The 14919-nt window shown below is 31.0% G+C and carries 14 protein-coding genes; 7 read left to right on the forward strand and 7 right to left on the reverse strand.

What is annotated here, in order from left to right; all coding sequences use genetic code 11:
- Window positions 1-59 precede the first annotated feature (59 nt).
- Complete coding sequence (locus tag ELQ12_RS00575) at window positions 60-740, forward strand: F0F1 ATP synthase subunit A (RefSeq protein WP_002870827.1); 681 nt, start codon at window positions 60-62, stop codon at window positions 738-740.
- A complete protein-coding gene (locus ELQ12_RS00580; RefSeq protein WP_002870826.1) occupies window positions 737-928 on the forward strand; it encodes a hypothetical protein in 192 nt (63 codons plus the stop codon). The genes ELQ12_RS00575 and ELQ12_RS00580 overlap by 4 nt, the downstream gene beginning before the upstream one ends.
- A gap of 21 nt (window positions 929-949) precedes the next feature.
- Here the strand turns inward: ELQ12_RS00580 and metF are convergent, their stop codons facing one another.
- The 5 genes from metF to luxS all read right to left on the reverse strand — a co-directional run bounded on the left by metF (window position 950) and on the right by luxS (window position 6664).
- Window positions 950-1798, reverse strand: coding sequence for a methylenetetrahydrofolate reductase [NAD(P)H] (gene metF / locus ELQ12_RS00585; protein WP_070242790.1), 849 nt, complete (start codon window positions 1796-1798; stop codon window positions 950-952).
- A gap of 9 nt (window positions 1799-1807) precedes the next feature.
- Window positions 1808-4072, reverse strand: coding sequence for a 5-methyltetrahydropteroyltriglutamate--homocysteine S-methyltransferase (metE, locus tag ELQ12_RS00590; RefSeq protein WP_070242791.1), 2265 nt, complete (start codon window positions 4070-4072; stop codon window positions 1808-1810).
- Between the two features lie 11 nt (window positions 4073-4083).
- Complete coding sequence (locus tag ELQ12_RS00595) at window positions 4084-4854, reverse strand: MetQ/NlpA family ABC transporter substrate-binding protein (RefSeq protein ID WP_070242792.1); 771 nt, start codon at window positions 4852-4854, stop codon at window positions 4084-4086.
- Between the two features lie 10 nt (window positions 4855-4864).
- The gene (locus tag ELQ12_RS00600; RefSeq protein WP_070242793.1) at window positions 4865-5857 is read right to left on the reverse strand and encodes an isopenicillin N synthase family oxygenase; all 993 of its coding nucleotides are present in this window, start codon (window positions 5855-5857) and stop codon (window positions 4865-4867) included.
- 312 nt (window positions 5858-6169) lie between these two features.
- The gene (luxS, locus tag ELQ12_RS00610) at window positions 6170-6664 is read right to left on the reverse strand and encodes an S-ribosylhomocysteine lyase (protein ID WP_002870821.1); all 495 of its coding nucleotides are present in this window, start codon (window positions 6662-6664) and stop codon (window positions 6170-6172) included.
- 114 nt (window positions 6665-6778) lie between these two features.
- Here luxS and gatB point away from each other — a divergent pair, with 114 nt between their 5' ends.
- Genes gatB through ELQ12_RS00625 form a run of 3 tightly spaced genes read left to right on the forward strand, consistent with a single transcriptional unit; the run spans window position 6779 to window position 10278 of the window.
- Entirely contained in the window at window positions 6779-8197 is a 1419-nt protein-coding gene (gene gatB / locus ELQ12_RS00615; protein ID WP_002870820.1) for an Asp-tRNA(Asn)/Glu-tRNA(Gln) amidotransferase subunit GatB, read from the forward strand.
- Window positions 8194-9090, forward strand: a complete 897-nt coding sequence (locus tag ELQ12_RS00620; RefSeq protein WP_079676158.1) for an NAD(P)H-dependent glycerol-3-phosphate dehydrogenase — start codon at window positions 8194-8196, stop codon at window positions 9088-9090. The genes gatB and ELQ12_RS00620 overlap by 4 nt, the downstream gene beginning before the upstream one ends.
- Window positions 9091-9099: 9 nt before the next feature.
- Window positions 9100-10278, forward strand: coding sequence for a metal-dependent hydrolase (locus ELQ12_RS00625; protein WP_070242794.1), 1179 nt, complete (start codon window positions 9100-9102; stop codon window positions 10276-10278).
- Between the two features lie 7 nt (window positions 10279-10285).
- On the opposite strand, the gene ELQ12_RS00630 is transcribed toward ELQ12_RS00625, so the two are convergent.
- On the reverse strand, window positions 10286-11812 hold the full coding sequence (locus tag ELQ12_RS00630) for an inorganic phosphate transporter (protein WP_052857510.1): 1527 nt from the start codon (window positions 11810-11812) through the stop codon (window positions 10286-10288).
- 141 nt (window positions 11813-11953) lie between these two features.
- Here ELQ12_RS00630 and ELQ12_RS00635 point away from each other — a divergent pair, with 141 nt between their 5' ends.
- Entirely contained in the window at window positions 11954-12760 is an 807-nt protein-coding gene (locus ELQ12_RS00635; protein WP_002861901.1) for an inverse autotransporter beta-barrel domain-containing protein, read from the forward strand.
- On the opposite strand, the gene ELQ12_RS00640 is transcribed toward ELQ12_RS00635, so the two are convergent.
- Window positions 12757-14133: a cation:dicarboxylase symporter family transporter gene (locus tag ELQ12_RS00640; protein WP_070240413.1), complete on the reverse strand. Its 1377-nt coding sequence runs from the start codon at window positions 14131-14133 to the stop codon at window positions 12757-12759. The genes ELQ12_RS00635 and ELQ12_RS00640 overlap by 4 nt on opposite strands.
- A gap of 261 nt (window positions 14134-14394) precedes the next feature.
- Here ELQ12_RS00640 and cetC point away from each other — a divergent pair, with 261 nt between their 5' ends.
- Window positions 14395-14889, forward strand: coding sequence for an energy taxis response protein CetC (cetC, locus tag ELQ12_RS00645; protein ID WP_070242795.1), 495 nt, complete (start codon window positions 14395-14397; stop codon window positions 14887-14889).
- Window positions 14890-14919 lie beyond the last annotated feature (30 nt).

Here is a 14919-nt window from a genome sequence, read left to right on the forward strand (position 1 = left end):
AAAATATAAGTAAGATTTTGCTAAAATTTCGAGTTTAGAATAAAATTTTTGAGGAAACCATGAAAGATTTATTTTTATTTAGCTCTTTGCTTGATGCAAGTCATAGTTTTTCTTATTTTTTTCACATAGGTTTGGTAGCTTTAATTGCTGTTATAGTGGCTATGATGGCTACTCGTTCTATGCAACTTGTTCCACGCGGTATGCAAAATTTAGGTGAGGCTTTTTTAGAGGGAGTTTTATCTATGGGTAGAGATACCATGGGAAGTGAAAAAGGTGCAAGAAAATATCTTCCTTTGGTTGCAACTTTGGGGATTATAGTGTTTTTTAGTAATATTATAGGTATAATACCTGGTTTTCACGCTCCAACTGCAAGTTTAAATTTGACTTTGTCCTTAGCTATTATAGTTTTTGTATATTATCATTTTGAGGGTATTAGGGCACAAGGTTTTGTAAAGTATTTTGCTCATTTCATGGGACCTATTAAACTTTTAGCTCCTTTGATGTTTCCTATAGAGATAGTCTCTCATCTTTCTCGTGTGGTTTCTTTGTCCTTCCGTTTGTTTGGAAATATTAAAGGCGACGATTTATTTTTAATGGTAATTTTAGCTTTAGTTCCTTATATAGCTCCACTTCCTGCTTATGTGCTTTTAACTTTTATGGCATTTTTACAAGCTTTTATTTTTATGATTTTAACTTATGTATATTTAGCGGGTGCAACTGTTGTTGAGGAAGGTCATTGATCTATATTTTAGAATTTTTCAAAGGTGTATCTTTAGCTTTAATGCTTTTTGGTGCACTTTTCTTCTTTTTTAAATATAATTCTTTTTTCTATCTTTGCTTGGGTATTATACCAGGTTTGCTTTTATCTTTAATTTTTGTTTTACTTATAGAAAACCATAAGCTAAAAAATGAAAATAAGTTAAGATAAAAGCAAAAAATAGTTTATTTTCTAAGCACGAAGCTCTTCTTTAAGCAAATGCTTTACAGCTTCATAAATTTTAATAGCTGCTTTGGATTTATTCATAGTATAAAGATGAATTCCATCTACGCCACTTGTGATTAAATCGACAATTTGATCGCAAGCATACGCGATACCTGCATCTTCTAAAGCCAAAGTATTATTTTCATATTTTTCTAAAATTTTAACAAATTTAGGAGGGATTTTAGCTCCGCAAAGTTGAGAAATTTTTAAAACCTGTCTTTTGTTAGTAATAGGCATAATACCTGCGTAAATAGGTATGTCAATACCTGCTAAAGCACAATTTTGTTTAAAAGTATAAAAATCTTCATTATTGTAAAAAAGTTGAGTAATGAGCTTGTCTGTTCCTGCATTTACCTTAGTTTTAAGATGGTGTATATCCTCGATGAAATTTTTAGATTCATTATGTTTTTCAGGATAGCATGCGGCATAAATTTCAAAATATTCTTGTTTTTTTATAAAAGAAATTAAATCACTAGCATAAGAAAAATCTTTGCTTTTTTCTAAATTCTCACATATATCGCCTCTTAGGGCAAGAATTTGATTAAGATTTTTTTCTTTGCATTTTTGAAGTATCTGAGTGATTTTTTCTTTACTAGAATGGATACAAGGTAAATGTACTATGCTAGGAATTTGATATTCTTTCTGGATTAAGCTTGCAATTTCTAAAGTGTTTTGTGAGTTAACAGAGCCTCCAGCTCCAAAGGTTACGCTGATAAAATTAGGGCTTAATTGCCCTAAATCATCTAAGATAGCATGAAGATTTTTGATATTTTCATCCATTCTTGGTGGAAAAACTTCAAAAGAAAAATTACACATAAAAACTCCTTATAATTGTTTTCGTATTTTTTGCGTAGCTGTAACTAAATTTTTAAGAGAGGCTATAACTTCTTCATAAGCCCTTGTTTTAAGTCCGCAGTCTGGATTGATCCAAATTTGCTCCTTAGGTAATTTGTTTAAAATTTTTTCTATAGTTAAACTTAATTCTTCTACGCTTGGAACTCTAGGGCTATGTATATCATAAACTCCTGGTCCCACCTCAGTTTTAAAACGAATAGCTTTTAGGGTATCTAAAAGACTTAAGTTTGATCTTGAAGCTTCAAAAGAAATCACATCAGCATCCATAGCGTCAATTTCTTTTAAGATATCGCTAAATTCACTATAGCACATATGAGTGTGAATTTGAGTTTTAGCTTTTACCCCACTATGCACAAGATTAAAAGCAGGGATAGCCCAATCTAAATACTCGCTATGCCAATCACTTTTCCTTAAAGGCAGTTTTTCACGTAAAGCCGCTTCATCAATTTGTATGATTTTTATACCTGCATTTTCAAGATCTAACACTTCATCTCTTATAGCTAAGGCAATTTGCTCAGTGCTTTCTTTTAAACTGATGTCTTCTCTTGGAAAGGACCAATTAAGTATGGTTACAGGCCCAGTTAGCATACCTTTTACGATTTTTTGACTTAAACTTTGTGCAAATTTAGACCAAGCTAGGGTAATAGGCTTTGTGCGTGATACATCACCCCAAATCACAGGAGGTTTAACGCACCTTGTGCCATAGCTTTGCACCCAACCATTTTGAGTAAATAAAAAGCCCTTTAAATTCTCTCCAAAATACTCCACCATATCATTTCTTTCAAATTCTCCATGCACTAAAACATCAAGTCCTATTTCTTCTTGAATTTGTATGCATTCTTTGATTTTTTGTTGGTTAAATTCAGTGTAGTTTTGAGCTGAAATTTTTTCTTGCTTAAAGGCAAGGCGATTAGATCTTACATCGGCACTTTGAGGAAAGGAACCTATGGTTGTGGTTGGTAAAAGAGGGAGTTTTAAAAATTCTTTTTGGATTAAGGCGCGTTCTTTAAAACTAGGCGTTCTGGTAAAATCTTCTTTTTTTAAAGCCTTAAGCCTTGCTTTGACTTTTTCATCTAAACGCTCTGGGATATTTTTAAAAAGCTCTTGATTGGCTCTAAAGAGCGGATTTTCTTCGCTAGAATTTAGAATTTCTTTTAAATCTTTAAGTTCTTGAAGTTTTTCTTTAGCAAAGGCAAAAAGTTTAAGATAACTTGAATCTAATTTGCTTTCAAATTCAGTGCTATAAGGCACATGTAAAAGTGAGCAAGAAGTGTTTAAGATGATATTTTGTGTATATTTTTGAAGCTCTTTAATAAGCTTTAGGCTTTTAGCATAATCATTAGCATAGATATTTTTGCCGTTAATAAGACCTGCAAAAAGGATTTTATCTTTAGCAAAGCCGTATTTTTGAACTAAGGCTAAGCTTTGTTTACCTTCGATAAAATCAAGCCCCAAAGCATCAAATTTGCTTTCTAAAAGTTTAGGATAAATATCTCTTAAGTCTCCAAAATAGCTTTGAAGTAAAATTTTAAGATTTTTTTTGTGATTTAAAAGTTCTTGGTAAAATTCTTCGAACAAAGCGATATCTTCCTTGCTTAAATCATAAACCAAATAAGGCTCATCAAGTTCAAGCCATGTCACTTTAAGTTCATTTAGTTTATCAAAAAGCTCTATGTAAGCGTTTAAAAGCTTTTCTTTAGCGAGTTTTTGAGTTTTTCCATCTTTAAAGGCAATGAGTTTAAAAAGTGTGAAAATGCCTATTAAAACAGGCTTGCTTTCTATGCCAAGCTCTTTAGCTTCGAGATATTCTTTAAAAATTTTATCCCCTGTTAAAGCTATAATATCAGCATTATCACACTCAGGCACCAAATAATGATAATTTGTATTGAACCATTTTTTCATTGCTAAGGCTGTAACATCTCCATTTTCTCCTTGATAACCTCGACTTTGAGCAAAGTATTCATCTAAAGCATCTAAATTTAAATTTTTATACTTTGTATGAACAATGTTAAAAAGCACAGCCGCATCTAAGACATTATCATAAAGTGAAAAATCATTACTAGGGATAAAATCAATGCCAGCTTTTTGAATTTCTTGCCAGTGTCTAATCCTTAAATCCTTAGCGCTTTTTAAAAGCTCCTCTTTAGAACTTTGGTTTTTAAAGTATTTTTCAATAGCAAATTTTAATTCTCTATTTGCACCTATTCTTGGATAAGAAATGATTGAATTTTTCATATTTATTCTCCTTAAAATGTAGGGATTAAAGCACCCTGATATTTTTCTTCTATAAATTTTTTAACTTCATCGCTTTGCAAGGCCTTTACTAGGGCTTTGATTTTAGGAAGGTTTTCATTACCTTCTTTAACAGCGATGATGTTGCCATATTCACTATATTTACTTTCTGTATAAAGCCCATCTTTTACAGGATTTAAACCTGCTAAAATAGCAAAATTGCTATTAATAAGAGAATAATCTACATCATTTAAACTCCTTGTAAGTTGAGCGTCTTTTAACTCTACGAATTTAAGCTTCTTAGGATTTTTAGTGATATCTAAAGGAGTGATGAGCTCATTATCCTTAACTTCTATAAGTCCTTTGCTTGCTACAATGCGTAAAGCACGGCTTTCATTTGTAGGATTATTGGGTATAGAAATGCTTTGTCCTTCCTCGGGGTTAAATTTTTTATGTTTTTTAGAATACACTGCCATAGGTTCTATATGGATACTAGCAACTTTTACAAGATGAGTGCCTTGTCTTTGATTGAATTCTTTTAAATAAGGCTCATGCTGAAAATAATTAGCATCTAACTCACCATTTTCAACCATTACATTAGGGATTACTCCATCATTGAATTCATAAATTTTTAAATCATAACCTTGTTTTTGAAGCGCTGATTTTATAAATCTTAAAATATCTGCATGAGGTGTTATAGAAGAGCCAACTTTAAGTTCTTCATTTGCCCATGCAAAACCGGTAAAAAGAGTAGCGACGCAAAAAGCTTTAGTAAATAAAGTCATTTTTTCTCCTTTACGCAAATTTAAATTTTTCTATCAAGTCACTATGATAAATACTTGCTACATCAGGATGAGAGCGTATCATTCTTTTAAAATAATTACTTGCAACATTTCTTAAAAGTGGATTTTTAGGATCAGTATCCACACCTTTGCTTTCTTTAGCAAGCTCTGGATTTAACTTAAAAATAGGTATATCCTTATCAAGTTGCACTCCAAGAAAATAAGCTATGCTAAAGCGTTCTTTTGGGCTTAAATTCACGCGGTGAATAGTAGCTTTTAAATAGCCATTGGTAGCTAGTTCTAAAAATTCTCCTATATTAACTACAACGCTATTTTCAAGTGGAGGTATACTAAGCCATTTACCATCTATAAAAGCTTCAAGTCCGCTTTGTTTTTCTTGAAAAACAAAAGTGATAAGCCCGCCATCTTTATGTGAACCCACGCCTTGAGTAGTGTTTTTTGAACTTTTAGGATAATGTATGATTTTACAATGTTCATAAGAATTTTTTCCATAAAGTTTATCAAAAGCATTGCTAGGCAGATCAAGGGCTTGAGCGAAGGCTTTTAAAAGCTTTAAACAAGCTTTTTTGGTTTGTTCGTGCCAAGTTAAGAAAGTTTTTTTAAGTTCTGGAATTTCACTAGGCCAAAGATTAGGACCTTCTAATCTTTGCCATAAGGGTGAGTTTAAATTCCAGTTTAAAGCATCTCTTTCTGTGCCTATATCCAGTTGTTCTCTATAATCCTTAGCTCCTGCTGTGTATTCAAAACCTTCGCTAGTATAACCTCTAAATTGAGGAGAATGCACCATAGAAATAAGATCTTTCGAACTTCTAGGAAGATTAAAAAATTCTTTGCCAAGTTTGAATAATTTCTTGTTTAAATTTTTATCTATACCGGTATTGATAAGATAAAAAAAGCCTATTTTAGAAGCGATTTCTCTTAAGTTTTTAAGAAAAGTGCTTTTATCTTTTTCATAAGCTTGTAAATCAAGTATAGGTAAATTCATTTTTACTCCTTAAATTAAAATTAAGGATAAGAAGATATTTTGAATTAAATTTTATTAGAGAAATTTTTGTAAGTTTAAGATTTTAAATGAGTATTTTGAAAAAATAAACTTTTTTGACTTTCTTACACATTATATCTCCTTATCCACTTTTTGGACCTTTGGAAACATAATGTTAAGCCAAAGGACGCACTAGATACTACACATCTCGCACATCAGTTTCATTTTTTCTCCTTATTAAAATAATAAAATTTCAAAATCATATATAAAAATATATTAATTAAAGCTTAATCGTTTAAAAAATAAAGATTCTTTTTAAGCATTCTCGAGTTTTAATTCTTTGTTATTCATTATGCTAATACCTAGATTTAAAACCTTTTGGGCAATTTGTTTGGCTTCATCTAAAGAATGCATGGCACAAGTTCCGCATTGATAGATATTAAGTTCAGGAATTTTGCTTTGATCGCTTACGCTTAAAACATCTTTCATAGCTTCTTCCCAAGCTTTTGCAATACTTTTCTCATCAGGTGTTCCAATTAAACTCATATAAAAACCCGTGCGACAACCCATAGGTGAAATATCAATAATTTCAACTGAATTTGAATTTAAATGATCTCTCATAAATCCTGCAAATAAATGTTCTAAGGTATGAGTGCCTTTTTCGCTCATAATGTCTTTATTTGGTATGCAAAAACGCAAATCAAACACACTAATATCATCACCCTTAGGTGTTTTCATAACTTTAGCTAAACGCACAGCAGGAGCTGGCATTTTAGTATGGTCAACTTTAAAGCTGTCTAATAATGGCATTTTAACTCCTTAAATATAAATTGCCTAAGGATTATAGCATTTAAAGTTAATATTTAAAGCCTTTCTAAAAGAAAAAAAGATAAAATAAAACATTTAAAAATTCAAGGAAATTTTATGTTTGAAGTAGTTATAGGTCTTGAAGTTCATACTCAGTTAAATACAAAAACAAAAATCTTTTGCTCATGTGCAACTTCTTTTGGAGAAGCTCCAAATACTAATGTTTGTCCCACTTGTTTGGCCTTACCAGGAGCTTTGCCTGTTTTAAATGAAGAGGCTGTAAAAAAAGCTATAGCTTTTGGAAAAGCTGTCAATGCAACAATTAATAAAAAAAGTGTTTTTAATCGCAAGAATTATTTTTATCCAGATTTACCTAAGGCTTATCAAATTTCACAATTTGATATCCCTATAGTAGAAAAGGGTGAGCTTTTTATCAATGTAAATGGTGAAAATAAACGCATAGGTATTACAAGAGCGCACTTGGAAGAAGATGCAGGTAAAAATATCCATGAAAGTAATTTTTCTAAAGTGGATTTAAATCGTGCAGGAACTCCTTTGCTTGAGATTGTCAGTGAGCCTGAGCTTAGAAGTAGTGATGAGGCAGTAGCTTATCTTAAAAAACTTCATTCTATTATACGCTTTTTAGATATTTCAGATGCAAATATGCAAGAAGGAAGTTTTAGATGCGATGCAAATGTTAGCATAAGACCTAAGGGCGATACAAAACTTTATACTAGAGTAGAGATTAAAAATCTTAATTCTTTTCGTTTTATCCAAAAAGCCATAGAATATGAGGTAAAAAGACAAAGTGAGGCTTGGGAAGATGGAACTTACGAACAAGAAGTAGTTCAAGAAACCAGACTTTTTGATACGACAAATTTAGTTACGAGAAGTATGCGTGGCAAAGAAGAAGCAGCAGAATATCGATATTTTCCTGATCCTGATTTATTGCCTGTTTTATTAAAAGATGAGTTTTTAGATATTAAAATCCCTGAACTTCCTGATGAGAAGAAAGCACGCTTTATAGACGAGCTTGGTATAAAAGAAAGTGATGCTGAGGTTTTAATCAGTTCTTTAGAAATGAGTCGTTTTTTTGAAAGTCTTATTTCTCAAAATTTAAATCCTAAACTTTGTGTAAATTGGTTAAATACTGAACTCATGGGACTTTTAAAAGGAGAATTGACTATAGAAAATTCTCCTGTAGATGCTCAAAAGCTTGGAGTTTTAATTAAGCGCATAGAAGATGGCACTATCAGTGCAAAGGCGGCTAAAGATGTTTTGGCTTTTGTATTTGAAAATATTAGTGTGGAAATTGATGAAGCTATAGAAAAGCTAGGACTTAAGCAAGTAAGTGATGACTCAGCCATAGAAGCGGTGATTGAACAAATTTTAAATGCAAATGCTGATAAGGTTGCAGAATATAAAAGTGGTAAAGAGAAGCTTTTTGGATTTTTTGTGGGTCAAGCAATGAAAGAAGGTAAAGGAGCTTTTAATCCTGCAAAAGTAAATGAAATTTTAAAAGCAAAGCTTGGTTGATGCGTATAGCGGTTATTGGTGCGGGAAAATGGGGCAGTGCTTTACATCTAGCCTTAAAAGAAAATCACAATTGTTTTATCAGTTCTTTGCATCAGCGTGATTTAGAAGATTTTGTTAGCATAAAAGAAGCTTTAGAATGTGAATATCTTGTTTTTGCTTTAAGTTCTCAAGGAATGCGTGCTTGGCTTAAAGAAAATTTTATCAACAAGGGACAAAAAATTTTAATTGCTTCAAAAGGCATAGAAGATCAAAGTTGTCAATTTTTAGATGAAATTTTTTTGGATTTTGTGTCAAAAGAAAATTTTTGTGTTTTAAGTGGTCCTTCTTTTGCTACTGAAGTAATGCAAAAACTTCCTACTGCTTTGATGATTAGTGGAATAAATCAAGAGCTTTGTAAAAAATTTGCAAGTTTTTTCCCTGATTTTATTAAAACTTATATTGATAATGATGTTCGTGGTGCTGAAATTTGTGGTGCTTATAAGAATGTTTTAGCGATTGCAAGTGGGATTAGCGATGGGTTAAAACTTGGCAATAATGCAAGAGCGGCACTGATTTCAAGAGGGCTTATAGAAATGCATCGTTTTGGTAAATTTTTTGGCGCTAAAGAAGAAACTTTTTTAGGGTTAAGTGGAGCAGGGGATTTGTTTTTAACTGCAACGAGTGTTTTATCAAGAAATTATAGAGTGGGTTTAAAACTGGCGCAAAATCAAAAATTAGATAGTATTTTAGCCGAACTTAATGAAGTAGCAGAAGGTGTAAAAACTGCTTATGCTATAGAAAAATTAGCAAAAATGAAAGGAATTTATACACCTATTGTAAATGAAGTAGTGGCAATTTTTAAGGGTAAAAGTGTGCAAGAAGCAACGCAGAATTTACTAAAGCAAAATGATTAAGGAAAAATCATGATAATTAAAAATGCAAAAATTTATGGAAATTCTTTACAAGATATAGAGATTAAAGAAGGAAAAATTACCAATATTGGTTCTAATTTAAAAGGTGAAGAAATTTTAGATGCTAAAGGTATGACTTTACTCCCATCTTTTGTGGATTTGTGTGTGAGTTTAAAAAATGATAAATTTTCTTTAGCTAATTTAGAGCTTTTAGAAAATGAGTGTTTAAAAGGAGGAATTTCTAGTATAGTTTTGCGTGATTGTATGGATTTTGATGAAGAAAGTTTTGCTTTATTTTTACAAAATTTAACCCAAAGAAAGATGCAAATTTTTTCAAGTGTTCGGGTCAAGGATGCAAACGGCAAGCTTAAAAATTTAGCCACTCTTTTAAATAAAGGTGCTTGCGCTTTAGAGCTTGACAGCTCTTTAGATGCAAATACTTTAAAAGTAAGTTCACAATATGCTTTTATGAAAGACTCTCCAATTTTTGTGCGTTGTTATGATAAGGATTTTGATGATAATGGAGTGATGAATGATTGTGAAATGAGTTTTGAGCTAGGGCTTATAGGCATGAGTAAAATCGCTGAAACTAGCCAGGTGGCTAAAATGAAAGAATTGGCTAAATTTTATAAAAATAAGGTCATTTTTGATCTTTTAAGTTTGAAAGATTCTTTAGCATTATTAGATGAAAAGGATTTAAAACTTGTAAGCATTCATCATCTTATCAAAGATGATAGTGCTTGTGAAGATTTTAATACCGCTGCGAAACTTATGCCACCTTTAAGAAGCAAAGAAGATGTTTTGGCTTTAAGAGAGGCTTTAAAAGAAGGAAAGATTAGCTTTTTAACTTCCTTACATAGTGCAAAATCAATTTCTTTAAAAGATTTAGCTTTTGATGAAGCGGCTTTTGGAATTCATAGCATATGCGAATTTATAAGTCTTTGTTATACTTTTTTAATCAAAGAAGGATTTTTAAATTGGCAAGAGCTTTGTCAATTTACAAGTAAAAATCCTAGTGAATTTTTAGGTTTAAATAGTGGAGTTATAGAAGTTGGCAAAGAAGCTAATCTAGTTCTTTTTGATGAGAATGAAGAAATTTTTGCTCCAAAAAGTTCTCTTTATTCTGAGGATAAACTTTTTGGAAAGATTAAAATGCATATAATTAAAGGAAAAAATATTTTAGAAAAATAAGCTTTGCTTAAATTCCTAAAGATAGTTTAAATCCTAAAAATACAAGTGCTGCCATAATACCAGCAGCCGGTAAAGTGATAATCCAAGCCAATCCTATAGGTTTCATCATAATCCAATTTGCGTTTTTATTATACACTCCTATGCCCAATATGGCACCTATGAGTATATGAGTGGAGCTAACAGGAATTCCAAATTGTGTAGCTAAGAGTATAACAACGCTTGCACCAAGTTCTGCGGAAAATCCAGTAGTAGGGCGTATGGTTGCAAGTTTTGAACCCACTGTAGTAATCACTTCTTTACCCAAAAACCAAAGTCCGACAACTAAAGCTATGCCAAACATAGCCAAAGCAGCAAAAGGTACTGGCGAATTTGCATTTATAGTTCCATTCCTTAAGACATCTAAGATGGCTGCAAAAGGACCTATGGCGTTGGCTATATCATTAGCTCCGTGTGAAAATGCAAAGCTAGAGGCTGTAAATATTTGAAACCACGAGAAAATTCTATCAGTAGTTTTATTAAGTTCTGTTTTTTTAACGATTTTGACTATAGCAAATGTTACAACATAACTTATAGTTCCGATAATTCCGATAATCCAAAAGTTTTGCAAAATATCTAAAGTGCTAACATTATTTAAACCTTTAAATAAAAACATTGCCGAAATGATAGCAGCAGCAATACAAGCAATGATCGGCATATGAGTTTTTAAAATAGAGTAAATATCTATATCTTTTTCTTGTTCTTTAAATTCCTTCATTTTATTTCTATAGAAATTATTTGCCTGTTCTTCTTCATCCAAAGCTATAGCGGAAAGTTCTTTGATTTGTTCTTCTTGGGATTTTGTTTTTAAATTTAAAAAATATTCTTCTTTGAATTTTTTTCTTTCTTTTTTGATATTTTTCAAATCATCATTTAGTTTTTCTGATGGTTTTAAAATTTTCTTATCAATATATGAATAAATAATATAAGCTACAATACCCCCTAAAAGAGGCGAAGCTACCCAAGAAATAGCTATTCTTAAAATTTCACTCCATTTAACCATGGAGAGTGTTTGAATCCCATCAAATTTTAAAAGCCCCATCATAATACTAGCACCTACAATCCCACCGACTATACTGTGTGTGGTTGATACAGGTAAGCCTTTCTTGGTTGCAATAAAAATCCAAACCCCAGAGCTTAAAAGTGCGGCAAGCATAATAATAACAAAAAGCATAGGATCTAAAGAATTTGGAAAAACAACAATACCGCTACGTATGGTCTTAGTAACTTCTGCGCCTGCGAAGATTGCCCCGCTTAGCTCAAAAACAGCTGCTATAATTAAAGCTTGTTTAATGGTTACTGTTTTTGCACCAACGCTTGTTCCAAAAGAATTGGCTACATCATTTCCACCTATATTAAATGCCATAAAAATGCCAAATATAGAAGCAAGAATAAAAAGAATGAGTTGATGTTGCGAAATATAACCAAATCCCCAAATAACAAATGCGATAGTGCTGATAATAAAAATAACAAAAGCTATGAGGTTGTCTTTTTGCATTAATAACCCTTTTTTATTTTAATTATACACTTATTTACTTTAAATTTGCTAATTTTAGTTTTTAGTCTTTGTGGAATTTTTATTTATATTATTTTTTTATAATAAATACTCAAACAAGAAATAATAAGGAATATAAGAATAATGAGGGGTATTTTTTATATAATAGCATTGTTTTCTTTACTCCATGCCGATGAACTTGCAGAGGCTTTAGTAAAAAATAATAATCAAAATTCTTGGGAGCACTTTGATTATAAAAACACCAAAGAAGCTCCAAAAATTCAAGAAGAGAATGTGGATTTTAAAAGTACTTTTGATAGCTTGCTTTCAAAAACTTTAGAAAATAATAATGGTATAGATAAAACAGATGGGAATTTAGATTTTCAAAACGAAAACGCGCAGGTTAAAAATTTAAGTTCTCTTTATGAGGGAGAGAATAATTCTTTGCTTTTTCAAAAAGAACTTTTTGTGGCTCAAGATAATTATAATTACTCAGGGGGCTTAATCAATCGTTATGAAAAAGATGAATTTTTATTTGGAGTTAATGGTTTTATTGACAAACAAAAGGAACAAAAAGATACTAAAAGCTTTGGTACAGAGTTTGGTTATAGTAAATTTATAAAGGCTTATAGTAATTATTACATACCCAATGAAGCAGAAAAAAATTTACAGCTTGGAATGAGTTTTGTAATTCCAACTTACACCGCTTTTGCTTTTGATATAAGCAAGGATAATGATAAAACTAATTATCAAGTATCTTACTCTCCTTATAGTGTATTTAGTTTAAATTTATTGCGTCGTGATTATAGCGCAAGAGAGACTGTTGATGATACCGTTGTTCAAGTTGGATTTAGTTTTAATTTCAATGAAAGTTTTTTAAAACAATTTAGAAAAAAAGATAATACTTTAGAGGAGGTTAATCGATATGATTTCCTCCAAAGAACCCATTAGTTCATTCCAGCATTATGGAATTTTTCTGGATTATCCATAGCATAGTTGAATTTTTCCCGATCAATTTGTTTATCCCAGATCGCAACGATTAAGGCTGCTACTGAATTTCCACAAAGATTTCCAACAGCCCTCATTTCAGACATAAATTTATCAACACCTAAAAGAACGCCTATAGCAGCTACTGGTAGAACTTGTGCTAAGGTTGCATTTGCTTCTGAAATTTCCATATTTCCTAGAGCCGCAAGCGTACTTCCAAGCACTATAAAACCTGATCCAGTTACACCCACTGCACCTTTTGAAGCTATCATTAATACTATTAAAATACTGATTTCGTGTGTTAAACTTAAATTTACATTAAAAGCTTGTGCTAGAAAGATTAAGCTCATAGCTAGATAAATATTTGTACAATCAAGATTAAAACTATATCCCGTTGGTAAAACAAGTCCGACTGTTGCTTTAGAAAGTCCAGCTTTTTCTAGTTTTCTCATTAAAGGAGCAAGTGCAGACTCGCTTGAACTGGTTGCAAAAACGATCAATACTTCTCTTGAGATAAATCTCATAAATTTGAAGATATTTACTTTTGCAAAATAACAAATCAGACCTAAGATTCCAAATATAAAAACAAGACATGAAATCAGCATTACTAAAAGTAAATATGCTAAGTTGATCAAAGAGCCAATTCCGTATTGAGCTATGAGTACAGCCATTGCTGAAAAGGCGGCAATAGGACTAAAATACATAATGATTTGTAGAATTTTAAAAACAAAATTTTGCACCACTTCAAAAACTCTTTGAATTGCCTGTTTATCTTCTATTCTCATTAAAGAAATAATCAAAGCAGTAATTATAGCAATAACTAAAACTTGTATGGTTTTTCCTTCTGTAAAAGGCGTGATAATATCAGTAGGCATAGCATCTTTTAAAATATGCATAATCTCAGAGCTTGCGCTTACTTCTGTGGTTTGAGAAATGTATTTTTGAACGCTTTTTGTATCAAGTTGACTTGGATCAAGATTCATTCCATGACCTGGTTGCATAACATTTGCCATAAAAATACCTATAGCAAGTGCTAAAGTACTTACAACTTCAAAGTAAATAACCGCTTTAGCACCAATACTACCTACTTTTTTTAAACTTTCAAGACTAATGATACCCAAAACCAAAGTAACAAAAATAATAGGACCTATAAGAACCTTTAAAGCACCTATAAAATAATCAACTCCTGGTTTGCTAGCAATGGCTAATTCTTTATCTGTATAGCCAAGTATAATACCTGTAATAATGCCTATAATCACCCAAAATCCAAGACTTTTTATAATACGTTTATATAAAGGCGGTTTTCTTTCAGCTAAAGTTTGACTTAAAGTTTCCAAGTTTATTCACTCCTTTTGATCTTTTGTGAAATATAATTTTAACAATGCGTATTGTAAATTTTAACAAAAAAACAACTCTAGAAATACTTTCTTTTATATGATATGACAATTTTTTATATAAATGTTACAAAATTTCTCATTATTTGCATTATAAAATTTAAAATATTTTTTGAAAATTTTATAATTTAGTATACTTTTTATTGTTTATTATTAGTAATAATTCTATTTTTGATTTATTTGTTTTATTGGGATGTTTTAATTATGAAAGAAATAGTTTTGTCTGAAAATGCTTTAATTACTTCTAAAACAGATCTTAAGGGGAATATCATTTATGCCAATAATGACTTTTTACAATACGCAGGTTATAAAGTCGATGAGCTTTTGTATAAATCTCATAGTATAGTAAGACATGAAGATATGCCACGTACTGTATTTAAATGTCTTTGGGATTATATTCAAAAAGGAGAAGAAATTTTCGCATTTGTAAAAAATAAAGCCAAGGATGGTAGTTTTTACTGGGTGTTTGCAAATGTAAGTGCTTCATTTGATACCAATGGAGATATCATCAACTACTATTCTGTTCGTCGTGCACCCAATAGAAAATCTCTTCCTATAATTGAAGAAGTTTATAAAATTTTACTTGAAAAAGAGCAAAAATCAGGCATTAATGCTGGAGTTTCAGCTTTAATAGATATTGTAAGTTCTTATAAAATGACTTATAATGAACTTGTTTTTAACTTACAAGAAGATAACTAAATAAGATATATTTAATCTTTTTTATTGTAC

This window comes from Campylobacter sp. US25a, from assembly GCF_004379075.1.
Classification (GTDB): domain Bacteria; phylum Campylobacterota; class Campylobacteria; order Campylobacterales; family Campylobacteraceae; genus Campylobacter_D; species Campylobacter_D jejuni.